Raw genomic sequence first — 15,829 nt, 5'->3', positions numbered from 1 at the left:
AGACAGCCGGAGGGACCGTCCGGGCCCGCGTTCTTGAGCAACTGTTCGAAGCGGCTCCACTCCTCCTTGAAGTTCGCCGGGTCCGGGAGGCCCTGCTCGCGGTGCTTCAGCGAGGGGGCCCAGCGCAGGGTGTACGCCTCGCCGACCTGGAAGTTGGGCGGGGCCGGCACGCCGTAGGTGGCCGGGTCGAAGAAGGCGTCGTCCAGGTCCTCGAAGCCGTACGCGCGCGCCTTGTTGATGAAGTTGGGGATGATGCCGGTGGGCGCGTGGTAGCCCAGGATGTGGCCGTGCTCGTCCTTGCAGACGGGCGTGAAGACGAAGATGTCCTGCGTGCGGTACTCGCCCTTCTCCGTGAGGGGGAGCACTTCCGACAGGGCGATGGTCTTTCGGCTGCCGTCGTGGAGACGCTCGCAGCAGATGACGAAGTTGATGGCGCTGGCCACCTGGGCGCGCACGGCGACCATGGGCAATTCCACGGACGACATGAGGCACAGGGATTCAATGCGGCGCAGCGTGTCCGTGGGCGTGTTCGCGTGCGTGGTGGCCAGCGAACCGCCGTGACCGGTGTTCATGGCCTGCATCAGGTGGAAGGCCTCGCCGCCGCGGACCTCGCCGACCACGATTCGGTCCGGGCGCAGACGCAGCGCGGAGTGCAGCAGGTCTCCCATGTCCACGCCGCCCTTGCCGAACTTGTCGGGGGGGCGGGATTCGAAGGCCACGATGTGGGACTGGTTGAGCTGGAGCTCGGCGGAGTCCTCGATGGTGAGGATGCGCTCCTCGTCGGGGATGAGGGACGAGACGATGTTGAGCAGCGTCGTCTTGCCGGAGCCGGTGCCGCCGGCCACCAGCATGTTGAGCTTGGTGGCGATGCCCGCCTCGATGAGTCGCGCCATGGGCTTGGTGAGCGACTTGAACTTCATCAGCGAGTCGATGCTGAGCTTGTCCTTGAAGAACTTGCGGATGGAGATGGTGGTGCCGTTGCGCGCGATGGGCGGAATCACCACGTGGATACGGCTGCCATCCGGGAGGCGCGCGTCCAGGCGGGGGCGCTCGTCGGTGAGCGGGCGGCCGACGAACTGGGCCATGTTGCGCGCGGCACCAATCAGGCCTTCCTCGGAGAAGAAGGCATCCGTCTTGGTCAGGCGGCCCTTGCGTTCGATCCACACGTCGGTGGGGCCGTTGATCATGATTTCCGACACCGACTCGTCGTCCAGGTAGGGCAGGACGGGCTTGAGGAAGGCGCGGAGCGACTCGGTGTACATCGTCATGGCGGGAGCAAGGCTAGCGCGCCCGGGCCCAGGCCCCAAGCACCTGACCTGACTGCCTGCTCGCTTTCCTGTCAGCGCTCCAGAATCATGGGGGCCATGTGTGAGGGGGACGGGACCATGAGACGCCTGCTGCTTCTGGGGATGGTGCTGTTCATCGGGTGCATGCGACGCCAGGGTGCTTCGCCTACGCCCTCATGGGTGGAGGACCCGTCCATCGTCCTCCCGGACTTTTCCTCGCGGGTCGCGCTGTCCACCGACGCGCCGGAACAGATGTACGCACTGGACGGAGCCCTGCTTCGCGCCGTGGTCCTCGCGGCAGATGCGTTCCTTCCCCCGGAACACGAAGGGCGCTCGTGCTGGAACCGGCGGGAGTCCTACCGCTTCCGGATCCTCCGTGAAGGAGACCTCGCCTTCGTCCGCATCGACGCGGATCCTCGTGCCTGTACTCCTGGCCCACGCCTGCTGGATGGAGGCGCCACCTACGCGGTCAGGATTTCCGAGGGCCGAATCCTGCGCAGCCTCCATGACGGCGAACCCGACGGCACGCCCGTTCCCGGCAGCCCCGATGCGGGCGTCTCCGCCACACCCCCAGAGACGTCCATCCCCGTGGGGGATACCTCCTGGGGCGAATCGCATCCTGCGCTCCCCGCGCAGTGGCTGGACGCGGGGACGCGCCCACCCTCTGTTCCTTCTCCCTGACGGTCGTCCCCGTCCCCGCCGTGATGTTCGCCGTGCGGCACCCCGGCGCGATCACGGCGGCCCCAGTGTCCGAGGCGCGGGGTAGGGTGGGGGTTCTGGGAGGGTCACAACGATGCTTGCGGACGGGTTGCCCGAAGACTGGAAGCAGGTGCTGCAGGACGCCATCCATGCACCGTCGTTCAAGGAACTGGAGCGCTTCCTCCGGGAGCAACGCGCCGAGCACACCGTGTTCCCGTCGGAGGCGGACATGTTCTCCGCGTTCCGCCTCACGCCCTACGCCGACGTGCGCGTGCTGCTGCTGGGCCAGGACCCCTACCACGGCCCGAAGCAGGCCCATGGCCTGGCCTTCTCCGTCCAGCCCGGCGTGCCCCCTCCGCCCTCGCTCGTGAACATGTTCAAGGAGCTCCAGAGCGACGTGGGCGCACCCAAGCCCCGCGACGGGTCGCTCATCCCGTGGGCGAAGCAGGGCGTGCTCCTGCTCAACACCGTGCTCACCGTCCGCCAGGCCGAACCCAACAGCCACGCGAAACACGGCTGGGAACAGTTCACCGACGCCGTCATCCGCGCCGTGAGCGAAAAGCCCGACCCCGTCGTGTTCCTCCTCTGGGGCAAGCCCGCCCAGAAGAAGAAGTCGCTCATCGATGCGAAGCGGCACGTCGTCATGGAGGGCACGCACCCGTCCCCCCTGTCCGCCAGCAAGGGGTTCTTCGGAAGCAAGCCCTTCAGCGAAACCAACGCCGCGCTCGAGGCCCGGGGCCAGAAGTCCATCGACTGGCGACTTCCCGGGTAGGCTCGGGACGTCGGAGGGTTGGCTATAGTGCCAGCCCATCATGGCCACGACGTTCCTCGAAGATGCCGCCCGGACCCAGGCCGCCGAAGCTGTCGCGGCCATTGAAACGCAGACCTCCGCCGAGGTCGTGGTGGCGGTGCGCTCCAGTTCCGGCCACTACGCCCAGACCGATGCCCGGGTGGGCGCGGGCCTCGCGTTCGCCGTGTTGATGGTGCTCCTGTTCATCCCGCAGGAGATCCACCTCGCCGTCTTCCCGCCGGTGGTGCTGCTCGCCTTCTTCGCGGGCACGCTGGCCAGCCGGGGCCTTCCATCGCTGCGCCGCGCGCTCACCTCGCGCAAGCTCCAGGAAGAGGCCGTGCGCACCACCGCCCGGGCCGCCTTCACCGAACTGGGCGTGTCGCGCACGTCGCGGCGCACCGGCATCCTCGTGTTCGTCTCCCTCTTCGAGCGCCGGGTGGAGGTCGTCACCGACTACGGCGTGGACACCGCGGCGCTGGGCACGGAGTGGCAGGAGGCCCTCGCCGCGCTCTCCGCCGCGCTCATGGCCTCTTCCTCGCCCGAGCCCTTCTTCCAGGCCCTGCGCCGCGTCCAGGCGCCGCTCGCGCGCGTGCTGCCGCGCATGGAAGACGACGTCAACGAGCTGCCGGACATGCCCGGGGTGGTGGCGTGAGGGGCTCGAAATCCTTCCTCCTCGCGGTCGCGCTGTTCCTGGGGCTGGGCTTCAGCGCCCTTCCTGAATCCGAGGCTCGCCCCGGTGGCGGCGGTTCCTACCGGGGCTCGTCGTCCAGCAGCCGGAGTTCGTCGAGCAGCCGGAGCTACTCCAGCAGCCGTTCCTCCAGCAGCCGTTCCTCCAGCAGCTCCAGCAGTCGCGGTTCGTCCACCTACTACGGGAGTTCGGGCTCCTCGTCCCGGGGCGGCGGCGGTGGCGGCCTGGGCTTCTGCCTCATCCTGGGTCTCGTCGGCGTGGTGGTGGTCTTCGCCGTGGTCCAGGGGAGCAACGACCTCCGGAAGAAGTCGCGCGACTGGAGCACCTCCGCGCCCCACGGGCCTCCGCCTTCCCGGCGCCAGATTTCGCTGCGCTCGAAGCTCGCGGGGCTGGGCCGTCTGGGCTCGCGCGGTTCGGATGGGCAGGTGCGGCCGTTGGATCCGGACTTCTCCATCGTCCTCTTCGAGGACTTCGCCTCCTCACTCTTCGCGAAGGTGCACGAGGCGCGCGGTGGGGATCGCCTGGACACGTTGAGCGCGTACCTGTCCGACGAAGCCACCGCTGCGCTCCGGGCGCTGGGGAGTCCCCGTCAGGTGACCGCCGTGGTGGTGGGCGCCATGACGTACCACGAGGTGTCCGGCGTGGCGCCGGGCAGCCCGCGCGTCAGCGTGGCCCTGCACTTCGAGGCCAACTACACGGAGGTCTCCGGCACCGAGCAGAGCTTCTACGTGCACGAGGCGTGGGCGCTGGAGCGCTCCACCTCCGTGCGCTCACGTCCCCCGGAAGAGGCGCGCGTCTTCAAGTGCCCGAACTGCGGCGCGCCGCTGGACGCGGTGCACGGGCACCTGTGCTCGTACTGCAACACGGTGGTGAACACCGGTGAGTTCGACTGGGTGGTGACCTCCGTGGTGTCACTGGAGCGCGAGCGGCGCGGCCCCCAGCTCACCGGCACCACCGAGGAGCAGGGCACGGAGCTGCCCACCTTGCGCGACCCCAAGGCGCAGGAGGCGCTGACGGCGCTCACGCAGGAGGATCCGAACGTCACCGCGGTGGGCCTGCGCCGCCGGCTGGAGTTCATCTTCCACGAGATGCAGACGGCGTGGTCGAAGCGCGAGTGGCAGGGCATGCGGCCCTTCCTCAGTGACAACCTCTTCCAGACGCAGTTGTACTGGATCAACGCCTACCGTCAGGCGGGCCTGCGCAACATCACGCAGAACGCGCGCATCACGAAGCTGACGCTCGCGCGGGTGACGCGGGATGCGTACTACGACGCCGTCACCCTGCGCGTGCACGCCATCAGCCTGGACTTCACGGTGCGCGACCAGGACGAGAAGGTCGTGGGGGGCAGCCGGACGAAGGAGCGGGCGTACTCCGAGTACTGGACGCTGATCCGCGGACGCGGCGTGAAGGGCATCGCGGACACGAAGAAGCAGTGCCCCTCGTGCGGTGCCCCGCTGTCCATCAACATGGCGGGCCACTGCACGCACTGCCAGGCGCGGGTGACGTCCGGCGAGTTCGACTGGGTGCTCAGCCGCATCGAACAGGACGAGGCCTATCAGGGGTGATGCGACTAGGATGCGGTGCATCATGACCGCCGCCTTCTTCGCCGCCACCCTCGTTGAACCGCTCGCCCCCGGGCACTACCGCTCGCGCTACGAGGCCGCCTGGTACCAGGGCCGGGGCGCCTACGGGGGCGTGGTGGCGGGGCAGGTGATGCGCGCGTTGGAGCACCACCTGAACGACGCGAAGCGTCCGGTGCGCTCGCTCACCGTGCACTTCTGTTCGCCCGCGGTGGAGGGCGTGGCGGACGTGCACACCCGCCTGGAGCGCGCCGGCAAGCTCGTCACGCATGCCACCGCGCGGGTGGAGAGCGGGGGCGTGGTGGTGGCCGTGGCCACGGCCACCTTTGGCGCCGCGCGCGGTGGGGCTCCGGGCTACCTGGACTTCGTCATGCCGGAGGTGCCGGCGCCGGAGACGCTCACGCCCGTCCCGGACGACGTGCCCATGCCGGACTTCTGCCGCTTCTTCGAGTACCGCTACTGCGTGGGCTCACCGCCGTATTCGGGCGCGGCGGAGGCGGAGGTGGGCGGCTGGCTGCGGCCGCGCGACCCCACGGTGCTGGATGCCTCCCTGTGCGTGGGCTTGATGGATGCGTATCCGCCGTCGGTGCTGTCGCACGTGGACGGCTTCCGCGCGGCCGCCACGGTGGACTTCACCGTGCAGTTCTTCCAGACGTTCCCCCTCACGCGGCTCGCGCCGGACACGCAGTACCTGCGCACCGGCCGCTCCCGTCAGGCCGCCGAGGGCTACACCGAGGAGTCCCAGTTGCTCTGGGCGCAGGACGGCACGCTGCTCGCGCAGTGCCGGCAACTGGTCGCCGTGCTCGGCTGAGCGTGCTTCAGCGGTCGGCCTCCGTCAGCTCGGCCACCACCGCGTGGTGGTCGGAGACGGCGTCCGGCAGGCGCGCGTACCGGGTGAAGCGCAGTGTGGACGACGCCAGCACCCAGTCCAGTCGCTGACGTGCGTGAGGCACCGGATACGTGGGCTCGCCCTCGCTCGGCGTGTGGAGCTCCAGCGCGGCGCACAGGCGCGCCACGGGACCGTCGCCTCCTGCGTCCTCCGCGTTGAAGTCACCCAGCACGATGCGGGGTCGATTGGGCCGTTGCCGCAGGGCCTGGATGAGCCGGTCCACCTGTCGCTGGCGCACGGCGGCGGAGAACGGATCCAGGTGCAGCGACACGACGTCGGGGCCGGGCCCGTCCTCCATCGCGAGCGCGGCGACGACGTAGCCCTTGTCCACGCGCCGGTCGCGGCCGAAGTGCGCCGCCTCGCGCGCTTCCAGCCTGTGGCGGGACAGGAGCGCGGTGCCCTGCGCGAACAGCCCCGGCACCCCCGAGTGCACGCCGTGGTGCACGTGCGCATGGCCGGCCCGCGCGGCGATGTGCTCCACCTGGTCCACCCTCCCGCTGAAGAGGCTTGCGCGGTCCGCCTCCTGCAACGCCACCACGTCCGCGGCCTCCCGGAGGAGCAGCGCCGCCACCGCGTCCAGTGTGCCCAGCAAGGCCGTCCTCCGGCGCAGGAAGGGCATCGGCACGGCGAAGGGCGCGCCGTGCGCCACGTTGAGGGTGAGCACCTTGAGTCGCACCGCTCCAGGGGGAACACGGAGCTCGCGCGACTGGCAAGCCCGGTGGGGGTTCGATGGTGTCTGGGGACCGGATGGGGGAGGTTGTCTGCTTGTCTGCTAACCTGGGGAGGAGCCGGTGACCTGGGGGCCCCATTGGGACTCGCGTGGGGCTCGGGTCTCCGAAGGCCCTCCTTTTCTGTAAGGCGCCGTGCGGCGCGGACAGGCATCCCTGATTAGCTTTTCGTGCAGTGCCCATTCTCCATGGGGAGCGTCTGTCCTGAGCCCGGTTCCACGCTACGAATCCCTGTTCAAGGCAGGTGACCTGGAGGGGGCCCGCCGCGAGGCCACGCGGGCGCAGGAGCGCGACGCCGGGGACTGGCGGGCGATGCTCACGTTGGCCCGTCTGGCGCTCGTCGATGGCGAGGAGGCCCTCGCGGAATCGCTGCTCCTGGGCGTCACCCGGGCCGGCGCGGGCGAACAGCGGGAGTCGCGGCTCGTGAGCGCGGCGCTGCACACGCGGCGCGGCGAATGGTCTCAGGCGCTGGAGCTCTACCGCGCGCTCGTCGCGGAACCAGCACCGCCCACGGAGGCCTTCTTCGGCCTGGGCTACGTGCGCGTGGAGCAGGGCGACGCGGAGGCCGCGCACCCCGCGCTCGCGCACGCCGTCTCGCTGGAGCCCCGCGTGGCCCTGCACCACTTCCAGTTGGCCCGCGTGCTCTTCCTGTTGGATCGCCTGGAGGAGGCCTTCGCGCACCTGGAGCTATCGCTGCGCCTGGATCCCTGGCACGCGCCCAGCTACCTCGTGTTCGCGCGCGCGCTGGAGGCGGGCGGGGAGCTGGAGGCGGCGGAGGACCTGCTGCGCCAGGGGCAGAAGGCGGTGCCGGACGACGTGGGCCTGCTCAAGGCGCTGGCGGATGTGCGGCTGGCGCGCGGCAACGTGCGGGGCGCGGTGTCCGCGGCGGAGGCCCGGGTGCGCGTGGAGCCCGAAGGCGTGGCGGCGCTGGGGCACCTGGCCCGCCTGCGCGTGACGGAGCGGCGCTTCCTGGAGGCGCTGGAGCTGTGCCACCAACTGGAAGCGCGGGGCATGTCCACCGGACTCAGCCGCTCCGTGGAGGCGCTGGTGTTCGAGGCGCGGGAGCCCCCGGAGGTGGAGCGCGCGCTCGCCGCGTGGCGCGAGGCCGTGCGGCTGTCCCCGGACGACTGGATGCCGCCGTGGCGACAGGCCCTCTTGCTGCTGCGTCAGGTGGAGGACGGGCCCCCGGAGGCCGTGCTGCCCGCGAGGGCGTTGCTGGCGGAGGCCCACCACCGAGCGCCCCAACGGCCAGAGCCCGTGCTGTCCCTGGCCCGCGTGGAGGCCCGGCTGGGGGCTCCGGAGTCGGCGCGGGAGCGGCTGGTCGCGCTGCTGCGCCATCCCGCGCTGGAAGCGGATTGGCGAGCGCAGGCCGAAGCGCTGCTCACCGAACTGGGCTGAGGCGGGCCGCGCTCACGCGGCGATCTGCTTGCGCAACAGCCGCGTCAGCTCCGCGGGGTCCACCGGCTTGGGCAACAGCTCCGCACCGTAGCGGATGGCCACGGGGATGAGGTCGTCCAGGTCCGAGTGTCCGGTGAGGAAGATGAACGGCGCCCGGACCTCCTGCAACTCGCGCATGGCGACGAGCACGTCGGAGCCATTCATCTCCGGCATGTTGTAGTCGCACAGGATGGCGGAGATGCCGGACAGGTCCAGGTGGAACGCCTCGGCGGGCGACTGCACCGTCAGCACCGTGTAGCCCGCGCTGCGCAGGACGTCCCCCACGGTCGCGAGGACGAAGAGGTCATCGTCGATGACCAGCACGCTTGGCATGGGGTTGCCCTCCTGCGCCATCGCGGCGCGGCGATGTTCAGGACTGTATCCGAGCCCGGTCCGCCGCGCGCACCCTCCCCACCCAACAGGTTCGCTGGGTCGGGAACGCCCCCTGTCTCACGGAGTGCGACCCCTGAATTGTTCAGGGCTTGGGCGCGGAGGGAATGAGGATGAGCTGTTCCTGGGGTGGGTTGAGGTACTCGGCGCCGGTGTCGGTGACGACGGCCATCTCCTCCACGGAGAGGATGCGCAGCGCGTCCGGGCTGCTGCCGTCCTTCCACGCGAAGAACCCGTCGAAGGCGAACACCTGGCCGGGCTGCAACGTGCGCAGCGCGGAGCCGGTGGGCGGCTTGCCGGACTGCGCGCCGGAGAGCGCGGGGCCGGCGTCGTGGGCCCAGTAGCCCACGGGATGGCCGGTGCCCCACATCACGGGCTCGGAGCCCGCTTCGCGCATGAAGTCGCGCTGGGCCTTGTCCACGTCGTAGCCGCGCACGCCGGGCTTCATCGCCGCCAGCGCGATGCGGCTGCCCTTCTTCGACTTCTCCCACTTCGCCAGCGCCTCGGCGGGGGCCTGCTTCTGTCCCGGGGCCAGCACGTAGGCGAAGCGCTGGATGTCCGTCACCCACGTGTTGCCCACGCGGATGCCGAAGTCCGTCTGGATGAAGTCCCCCGGCTGGATGACGCGGTCGGTGGCGTTCGAGTGTCCACGCGTGGGTCCGCTGTTCACGTTGGGGTTCTGGTCCGGCTGCCACCCGTCGCCCACGCCCAGCTCCGCGATGCGCTTCTTGAGGAAACGCGCCACATCCGAGTCGCGCGTCTTGCCCGGCACCACCGTGCGGTACGCCTCCTCCTCCAGTTGCGCGGTGAGGGCCGCGGCCTTGCGCATGATGTCCACCTCCTCCGGCAGCTTCACCGACAGCCATTCGGAGACGAGGTCCTCGGAGGACACCAGCCGCTTGCGCAGCGCCGGGGTGAGCGCCGCCTCCAGCTTCGCGCGCTGCGTGGCGGACAGACCGTCCGCGATGGACATCCGCTCCGATGAATTGATGGCCACCTTCGTGGGCTTCGCCTTCACGAGCCGCGCGGCGACGAGCGCGAGCACGTCCGCGCCCCGGTCCACCGGCACCACCTCATCCACGACGGCCATGTCCTTGAGCGCCGTGGCTTCACCCACGGGGGACAGCGCCACCGAGCGCAGCGTGTTGCCGTCGCGAAGGAACAGGAACGCGGCGGTGCCACCCGCGTTCTCGCCGCCGACGTGAGCGGCGAGCGGGTCGTTGTCGTTCTCGCGGCACAGCACCACCCACGCATCCACGCCCGCGCGGGCCATGGCCTGGGGCAGCAGCTTCTGCAGGCGCTCCTTGCGCAGCCGGGGCCACGCGCCTTCCGCGGCGGGCACGGCGGGCGCCGCATGGACCAGCGAGGCGGACAGCAAAGCGGAGAGGAGGACGGACCGGACGCGCATCATGGGGCGTGCTTCCTGGGTGGGGGAGGGCGCCAAGTGTTTCACGGCCGCGCGTCAATGAAACGCACGAAGCCCGGGCCCGGGACGCCTGCCTGGCCTGGACCTCGGGGAAGTCTGTGATTGTGCGGAAAGCTCTGGGACCCGTCGAGTCAGTCCGAAAGTCTTTCGAGGGGTACCGTGTTGATGATGACCTCCTCGCGGGGCTTGTCGCCGGGGCCGCCACGGCCCGTGCCGGTTTGTCGTAAGACGGCTTTCCAGCGCCCTTCGTGCCGGTGCGCGGGCCGGTTGTGGTGTCGAGAAGGTGGGCGCTGCCTGAGCTTCCGATGAAGCAACCCGCCCTGGGGTCCTGGGTCTCTGTCGGGCCGCGCCCCCAGCCTCACGACCGGAGGACGGGGCCGTCAGCACCCGCGCGGATGTGCAATCTCAGACACGGGGGGCGTCTCCAGGGCCCACCCGGGAGTCTGCCCATGCGCACCGACGATGCGGAGTCCGCCTCCACCTCCAACTACTTCCTGGGCCACGAGGACCGGGAGCTGCAAAGGCTCATCCTCCAGGCCCGGATGTACGCGCCCCTCACGGACGGGGTGCTGCGCGGGGCGGGACTCCAGCCCGGCATGCGCGTGCTGGACGTGGGCTGTGGCGTGGGTGATGTGGCCTTCCTCGCCGCGGAGCAGGTGGGGCCCACGGGGGAGGTGGTGGGCGTGGACCGCGAGGCCCGCGCGCTCACCTGGGCACGACGCCGGGCCGAAATCCTGGGCATGGCGAACGTGCACTTCGTGGAGTCGGGCCTGGAGGCCCTGCCCCTCACGCGGCCCTTCGACGCCGTCGTGGGCCGGCTGGTGCTGATGTACCAGCCGGACCCGGTGGCCTTCGTGCGGCGCATGGCGGAGCACCTGCGCCCCGGCGGGGTGCTGGCGCTGCACGAGCTGGAGCTGGCGGCCACGGGGCTGACGCACCCGGAGCTGCCGCTGTTCCACCGCCTCTGGGGCTGGATGCTGCCCACCTGCGAACGGGTGGGCATCCACGTGCACATGGGACTGGAGCTGGTGCCCACGCTCAGGCAGGCGGGGCTGGCGGTGGAGGATGGCGTGGTGAACGGCCGCCTGGGCACGACGCCGGACGCGGACCCCACGGAGGCCCTGGTGGAGACGGTGCGCTCGCTCGTGCCCCACATGGAGCGGCTGGGCGTGGCGACGGCGGCGGAGGTGGACATCGACACGCTGGCCGCCCGGCTGACCGCCGAACTGCGCGCCAGCGGGAGCATCCTGGTGCCCAGCCTGATGGTGGGCGTCTGGGGCCACCGGCCCGGCCCCACCTGAGGGCCAACTTCGCACGTCTTCACGAGCGGCGCGCACAGGGGTCGCTTAGAGTGGACCCATGGCAAGAACGGCACCCCGCAAGTCCCCGGCGAAGGCGAAGAAGCAGTCCGCGCGCCCGGCCGCGCCCGCGAAGCCCTCGGCCCCGCCCGCGAAGGCTCCGGCCCGGCCGGTGAAGTCCAAGGTGGAGCCCCGCCGCGCCTCCGCGTCGTCCCCGAAGCCTCCCGTGCTGGAGGCCGAGCCCGTCTTCGACTCCGAGCCCGGCACCGGGCCCGCCGCGGACCCCCGCGAGGACGACCGCAAGCGCCTGCCCGCCGGCGAGGAGTCCAAGGGCCGCGTGCTGCCCTTCGAAATCGACCCCGCGCAGCTTGAGGCGGGCCTCAAGAAGCTCCAGGGCGAACTGGTCCACTGGACCAACAAGGGCCGCTACACGAAGGTCCGCTTCAAGTTCCGGGGCAAGCAACTGCTGCCCGACCTGCCCCTGGCCGCCGTCGTCGCCGCGGAAGGGCTCACGTTCTACTGGGGCGGCATCCTGCGCATGCTGGTGGCCAACGTCGTGGGCCGCAGCGTGTTCGAGGTGGAGCTGGTCAACGACGCGGACAAGCGCGTGCAGGCGGGCCGTGAAGCGCTCCTGTCCGGCGACGTGGAGCAGGCGCTCGCACTGTTCCGCGAGGCCCTGGCCATGGACCGCGACAACCCCTCCGCGCACCTCAACGTGGGCGTCGCGCTGAAGCTTCGCGGCGACCGCGAAGGGGCCCTGGCCGCGTTCGACCTGGCGAAGAAGAAGGACCCCGAGGGCGGCGTGGGCGCGGAGGCCGAACGGCTGTCCGCGAGCCTCCGTCCCAAGGCCTGAAAACGCGCGTCCCGCGGGGCTGAAAACGCACCGCCCGGGTGTTGAATCCCAGGCCCTGGAAAGGCCCTTTCCGCCACTTCAAACCGGGCGGGCGGGCAACCAGGGTCCATGCGCCCTGTTTCCCCTGTTGACTGAGGGAAATCCAGGGGTTACGAACACTCTCCCATCGGGCGGAGCCCCCCACGTGAGGGGCCCGTCCGCACCTTCCAGAGCCCATGGCTGACGACACCACCGACACGCCGGCAACGCCCTCCGCGCCTCCTCCGTCGAGCGGCGCCGGAGAGCTCATTCCCATCAACATCGAAGACGAGATGCGCCGTTCGTATCTCGACTATTCGATGTCCGTCATCATCGGCCGCGCGCTGCCAGACGTGCGCGACGGCCTGAAGCCCGTTCACCGTCGCGTCCTCTTCGCGATGAATGACCTGGGCAACCTCCACAACCGCGCCTACAAGAAGAGCGCGCGCGTGGTGGGTGACGTCATCGGTAAGTACCACCCGCACGGCGACTCGTCCGTGTACGACGCGATGGTGCGTCTGGCGCAGGAGTGGAGCCTTCGCTACCTGCTGGTGGACGGCCAGGGCAACTTCGGCTCGGTGGACGGCGATTCACCGGCCGCCATGCGTTACACCGAAGTGCGCATGGAGCGCCTGGCGGAGGAGCTCCTGTCGGACATCGACAAGGAGACCGTGGAGTTCGGGCCCAACTACGACGACTCGCTGGAAGAGCCGCTCGTCCTGCCGGCCAAGTTCCCCAACCTCATCGTCAATGGCAGCACGGGCATCGCGGTGGGCATGACCACCAACATCCCTCCGCACAACATGACGGAGGTGGTGTCGGGCACGCTGCACCTCATCGAAAACCCGGACTGCACCGTCCGCGACCTGATGGAGTTCATCAAGGGTCCGGACTTCCCCACCGCGGCCATCATCACCGGCCGCGAGGGCATCATGCGCGCCTACGAGACGGGCCGGGGCTCCATCCCCATCCGTTCGCGCACGGAGATTGAAGCGAACAAGAAGGGTGACCGTGAGGCCATCATCGTCACGGAGCTGCCCTATCAGGTGAACAAGGCGCGCCTCATCGAGAAGATCGCCGAGCTGGTGCGCGAGAAGAAGCTGGAAGGCATCAGCGACATCCGCGACGAGAGCGACCGGCAGGGCATGCGCGTCGTCATCGAACTCAAGCGCGATGCCATCTCCCAGGTGGTGCTCAACAACCTCTTCTCCATGACGCAGTTGGAGACGACGTTCGGCGTGGTGATGCTCGCCATCGACGGTGGGCAGCCGCGCACGCTCAACCTCAAGGAGATGTTGGACCGCTTCGTCGCGCACCGCCGCGACGTCGTCACGCGCCGCACGCGCTTCGAGCTGCGCAAGGCGCTGGCGCGCATGCACATCGTCGAAGGCCTGCTGGTGGCGCAGGACCTCATCGACCTGGTGGTCAGCCTGATCCGCGCGTCCCGCGACCCGGACGAGGCCCGCTGGGGCCTGATGAACATCCTGTCGCCGGAGCTCTACACGCGCGAGCACTTCAAGGATTTGCAGCGCATCGACTACGCGCAGGCCAAGGCGCAGATGGAGCTGCTGGTCACCCGCGCCCGCAACGAGGAGCCGTCCTACGGGGGCCTTGCGCACAAGTACGAGGGCGCGGGCTTCAGCGAGGGCCAGGCGCAGAACATCCTGGAGATGCGCCTGCAGCGGCTCACCGGCCTGCAGCGCGAGGAGCTGTTCCGCGAGCTGATTGAACTGGCGCGCGACATCATCCGGCTCCAGGACATCCTGGCCAACGAGAGCAGCCTGCTGAGCGTCATCAAGGCGGAGCTGATGGAGATCCGCGAGCGCTACGGTGACAAGCGCCGCACGGAGATCTCCGGCGCGGTGGACGAGTTCACCAACGAGGACCTCATCGCCGAGGAGACGATGGTGGTGACGCTCTCGCACACGGGCTACGTGAAGCGCTCGCCCCTGTCGGAGTACCGGGCGCAGAAGCGCGGCGGGCGCGGCAAGACGGGCGCGGGGACGAAGGAGGACGACTTCGTCACCAAGGTGTTCGTGGCCAGCACGCACGCGTACCTGATGCCCATCACCACCAAGGGCAAGCTGTACTCGCTGAAGGTGTACCAGATTCCGCAGGGCAGCCGGACGTCGCGCGGCAAGGCCATCGTGAACCTGGTGCAGTTCGGTGAGGGCGAGCGGCTGGCGCAGGTGCTGGTGACGCGCGACTTCCCGGAGAACCGCTACGTCTTCTTCGTCACGAAGAAGGGCGTGGTGAAGCGCACGGACCTGAGCGCGTTCGAAAGCGTCCGCGCGAGCGGCATCATCGCGCTGGGCATCGACGAGGGCGACGAGCTGGTCGGTGTGATGATCACCGACGGGACGAAGGACGTCCTGCTGTCCACGGCGACGGGCATGAGCATCCGCTTCCCGGAGTCGGACGTGCGCTCCATGGGCCGTCAGGCCTACGGCGTGAAGGGCATCACGCTGGAAGAGGGCGACGAAGTGGTGGGCGCGGACCTGGTGGAGCCGGAGGCGAAGGCCCCGGCCCCGGCCGAAGGCGAGCCCGTGCCGGAAGGGGAGCAGGTGCCGGCGGTGGTGACGGACAGCGCCATCCTCACGGTGACGGAGAACGGCTACGGCAAGCGCACGCAGGGCGCCGAGTACCGGCAGCAGGGCCGTGGCGGCAAGGGCATCATCGACATCAAGACCACCGAGCGGAACGGCCGCGTGGTGGGCGTGGTGCAGGTGAAGGACAGCGACGAGGTGATGATCGTCACCAACGGCGGAATGCTCATCCGCATGAAGGTGAAGGAGATCTCCGTCATCGGCCGCAACACGCAGGGCGTGCGCCTCATCGCGCTGGAGAACGGCGAGGAGAAGGTGATGGCCATCTCCAAGCTGCCCGAAGGCGAGGAGTCGGAGGAGGAGACCGAGGCCGGTGACGCTGCGGCTCCGGTGGACGCGGCGGCCGAGGGTTCCACGGACGCGGCGCCGGTGGAGGCTTCCTCGGACGCGACGCCGTTCGATGACGCGGTGGAGGCTTCCGGTGCGGCGGATTCGGCGGGTTCGGACGACGAGCCCGGCTCCGAAGGCTGAAGTCGGTAGGTCGGTGTGAAGCACCGGAGGGTCGGGAGCGGGGGCGCGACATGCGCCTTCCGGGTCCCGGCCCTCTTCGTTCGTGGGGGGCTACTTGCGGGTGAGGTCCGTGGGCACCTTGATGCCGGCGGTCCTCTCATCCAGCCAGACGATGTGCATGACCCACCAGCGCTGGCCGTCGTTGAAGACCTGGATGCTGTTGACGCCCTTGGCGATGACGGGACCGTCCAGGGTTCCCCGCGCCTCGTAGGTGCTCATCACCTGGACCAGGTCGCCGTAGCCCAGGGACTGGCGCTGGGTCTCCTTCTCGAAGAAGCCCTGCGTGGAGGCGGCGCCGGCGGACAGGGTGATGTACTCCTCCGCGCTGAAGGGGCGTGCGTGGAGGCCGGGGACGGTCGGGCTGTGCACGAGCGGCACCAGCGTCGCGCCAGGGTAGAAGAGCGAGCGGAAGCGCTGCCAGTCGCGAGGCGCGCCGGCCGGCCCGCTGATGACGTCGTAGAGGGCCTTGAGCAGGGAGTCGATGGACTTCACGTCCTCGGGCTTCGGCGCGGGGAGCTGGGCAAGTCCCGCCTGGGTGCGCTCGAGGACGGCCTTGCGCGGATCCGGCTTCGTCGGAGCGGTCGCGGCAGGCGCGGTCTTGGGCGCGGTCGCGGTCGGCGCGGCCTTGGGG

14 protein-coding genes are annotated in these 15,829 nt (G+C 69.9%); 9 read left to right on the top strand and 5 right to left on the bottom strand.

Annotated elements, in window-relative coordinates; translation table 11 throughout:
• On the bottom strand, positions 1–1,268 hold a 1,268-nt coding region (locus tag D7V88_RS28125), incomplete at its 3' end, for a TadA family conjugal transfer-associated ATPase (protein ID WP_147448897.1).
• A 117-nt stretch (positions 1,269–1,385) separates the two neighbouring features.
• On the opposite strand from D7V88_RS28125, the gene D7V88_RS28120 reads away from it, so the two are divergent.
• The 5 genes from D7V88_RS28120 to D7V88_RS28100 all read left to right on the top strand — a co-directional run bounded on the left by D7V88_RS28120 (position 1,386) and on the right by D7V88_RS28100 (position 5,854).
• On the top strand, positions 1,386–1,967 hold the full coding sequence (locus D7V88_RS28120; RefSeq protein WP_147448896.1) for a hypothetical protein: 582 nt from the start codon (positions 1,386–1,388) through the stop codon (positions 1,965–1,967).
• 112 nt (positions 1,968–2,079) lie between these two features.
• Complete coding sequence (locus D7V88_RS28115; protein ID WP_120543711.1) at positions 2,080–2,757, top strand: uracil-DNA glycosylase; 678 nt, start codon at positions 2,080–2,082, stop codon at positions 2,755–2,757.
• A gap of 40 nt (positions 2,758–2,797) precedes the next feature.
• Complete coding sequence (locus D7V88_RS28110) at positions 2,798–3,427, top strand: hypothetical protein (RefSeq protein ID WP_120543710.1); 630 nt, start codon at positions 2,798–2,800, stop codon at positions 3,425–3,427.
• A complete protein-coding gene (locus tag D7V88_RS28105) occupies positions 3,424–5,028 on the top strand; it encodes a TIM44-like domain-containing protein (RefSeq protein ID WP_120543709.1) in 1,605 nt (534 codons plus the stop codon). The genes D7V88_RS28110 and D7V88_RS28105 overlap by 4 nt, the downstream gene beginning before the upstream one ends.
• A 22-nt stretch (positions 5,029–5,050) precedes the next feature.
• Positions 5,051–5,854 (top strand): thioesterase family protein, encoded by an 804-nt coding sequence (locus tag D7V88_RS28100; protein WP_120543708.1) that lies wholly within the window; start codon positions 5,051–5,053, stop codon positions 5,852–5,854.
• Positions 5,855–5,861: 7 nt separating this feature from the next.
• Here the strand turns inward: D7V88_RS28100 and D7V88_RS28095 are convergent, their stop codons facing one another.
• Positions 5,862–6,608, bottom strand: a complete 747-nt coding sequence (locus tag D7V88_RS28095) for an endonuclease/exonuclease/phosphatase family protein (protein WP_120543707.1) — start codon at positions 6,606–6,608, stop codon at positions 5,862–5,864.
• Positions 6,609–6,816: 208 nt separating this feature from the next.
• Between D7V88_RS28095 and D7V88_RS28090 the strand changes: the two genes are divergently transcribed.
• Positions 6,817–8,058: a tetratricopeptide repeat protein gene (locus D7V88_RS28090; protein ID WP_341870715.1), complete on the top strand. Its 1,242-nt coding sequence runs from the start codon at positions 6,817–6,819 to the stop codon at positions 8,056–8,058.
• Between the two features lie 12 nt (positions 8,059–8,070).
• Here the strand turns inward: D7V88_RS28090 and D7V88_RS28085 are convergent, their stop codons facing one another.
• Complete coding sequence (locus D7V88_RS28085) at positions 8,071–8,430, bottom strand: response regulator (RefSeq protein WP_120543713.1); 360 nt, start codon at positions 8,428–8,430, stop codon at positions 8,071–8,073.
• Between the two features lie 142 nt (positions 8,431–8,572).
• Positions 8,573–9,898 (bottom strand): M24 family metallopeptidase, encoded by a 1,326-nt coding sequence (locus D7V88_RS28080; RefSeq protein ID WP_120543706.1) that lies wholly within the window; start codon positions 9,896–9,898, stop codon positions 8,573–8,575.
• 464 nt (positions 9,899–10,362) lie between these two features.
• On the opposite strand from D7V88_RS28080, the gene D7V88_RS28075 reads away from it, so the two are divergent.
• The 3 genes from D7V88_RS28075 (at position 10,363) to gyrA (ending at position 15,159) form a co-directional block, all read left to right on the top strand.
• Positions 10,363–11,214 carry a class I SAM-dependent methyltransferase gene (locus D7V88_RS28075; RefSeq protein WP_158625167.1) on the top strand — a complete coding sequence of 284 codons (852 nt, stop codon included), beginning with the start codon at positions 10,363–10,365 and terminating at the stop codon, positions 11,212–11,214.
• A 58-nt stretch (positions 11,215–11,272) separates the two neighbouring features.
• The gene (locus tag D7V88_RS28070; protein WP_120543704.1) at positions 11,273–12,064 is read left to right on the top strand and encodes a tetratricopeptide repeat protein; all 792 of its coding nucleotides are present in this window, start codon (positions 11,273–11,275) and stop codon (positions 12,062–12,064) included.
• Between the two features lie 215 nt (positions 12,065–12,279).
• On the top strand, positions 12,280–15,159 hold the full coding sequence (gene gyrA / locus D7V88_RS28065) for a DNA gyrase subunit A (protein WP_120543703.1): 2,880 nt from the start codon (positions 12,280–12,282) through the stop codon (positions 15,157–15,159).
• A 90-nt stretch (positions 15,160–15,249) separates the two neighbouring features.
• On the opposite strand, the gene D7V88_RS28060 is transcribed toward gyrA, so the two are convergent.
• Positions 15,250–15,829 (bottom strand): nuclear transport factor 2 family protein (locus D7V88_RS28060; protein WP_120543702.1); only part of this gene is annotated, 580 nt, incomplete at its 5' end.

Source organism: Corallococcus terminator, assembly GCF_003611635.1.
Classification (GTDB): Bacteria; Myxococcota; Myxococcia; order Myxococcales; family Myxococcaceae; genus Corallococcus; species Corallococcus terminator.
The sequence above is the reverse complement of the archived record's forward strand: the minus strand, read 5'-3'. Positions and strand labels throughout refer to the sequence as shown.

Coding starts and splice junctions, on each gene's coding strand:
- D7V88_RS28110 (WP_120543710.1), top strand. CDS start 2,798: ATGGCCACGACGTTCCTCGAAGATGCCGCCCGGACCCAGGCCGCCGAA.
- D7V88_RS28080 (WP_120543706.1), bottom strand. CDS start 9,898: ATGATGCGCGTCCGGTCCGTCCTCCTCTCCGCTTTGCTGTCCGCCTCG.
- D7V88_RS28120 (WP_147448896.1), top strand. CDS start 1,386: ATGAGACGCCTGCTGCTTCTGGGGATGGTGCTGTTCATCGGGTGCATG.
- D7V88_RS28070 (WP_120543704.1), top strand. CDS start 11,273: ATGGCAAGAACGGCACCCCGCAAGTCCCCGGCGAAGGCGAAGAAGCAG.
- D7V88_RS28115 (WP_120543711.1), top strand. CDS start 2,080: ATGCTTGCGGACGGGTTGCCCGAAGACTGGAAGCAGGTGCTGCAGGAC.
- D7V88_RS28100 (WP_120543708.1), top strand. CDS start 5,051: ATGACCGCCGCCTTCTTCGCCGCCACCCTCGTTGAACCGCTCGCCCCC.
- D7V88_RS28085 (WP_120543713.1), bottom strand. CDS start 8,430: ATGCCAAGCGTGCTGGTCATCGACGATGACCTCTTCGTCCTCGCGACC.
- D7V88_RS28075 (WP_158625167.1), top strand. CDS start 10,363: ATGCGCACCGACGATGCGGAGTCCGCCTCCACCTCCAACTACTTCCTG.
- gyrA (WP_120543703.1), top strand. CDS start 12,280: ATGGCTGACGACACCACCGACACGCCGGCAACGCCCTCCGCGCCTCCT.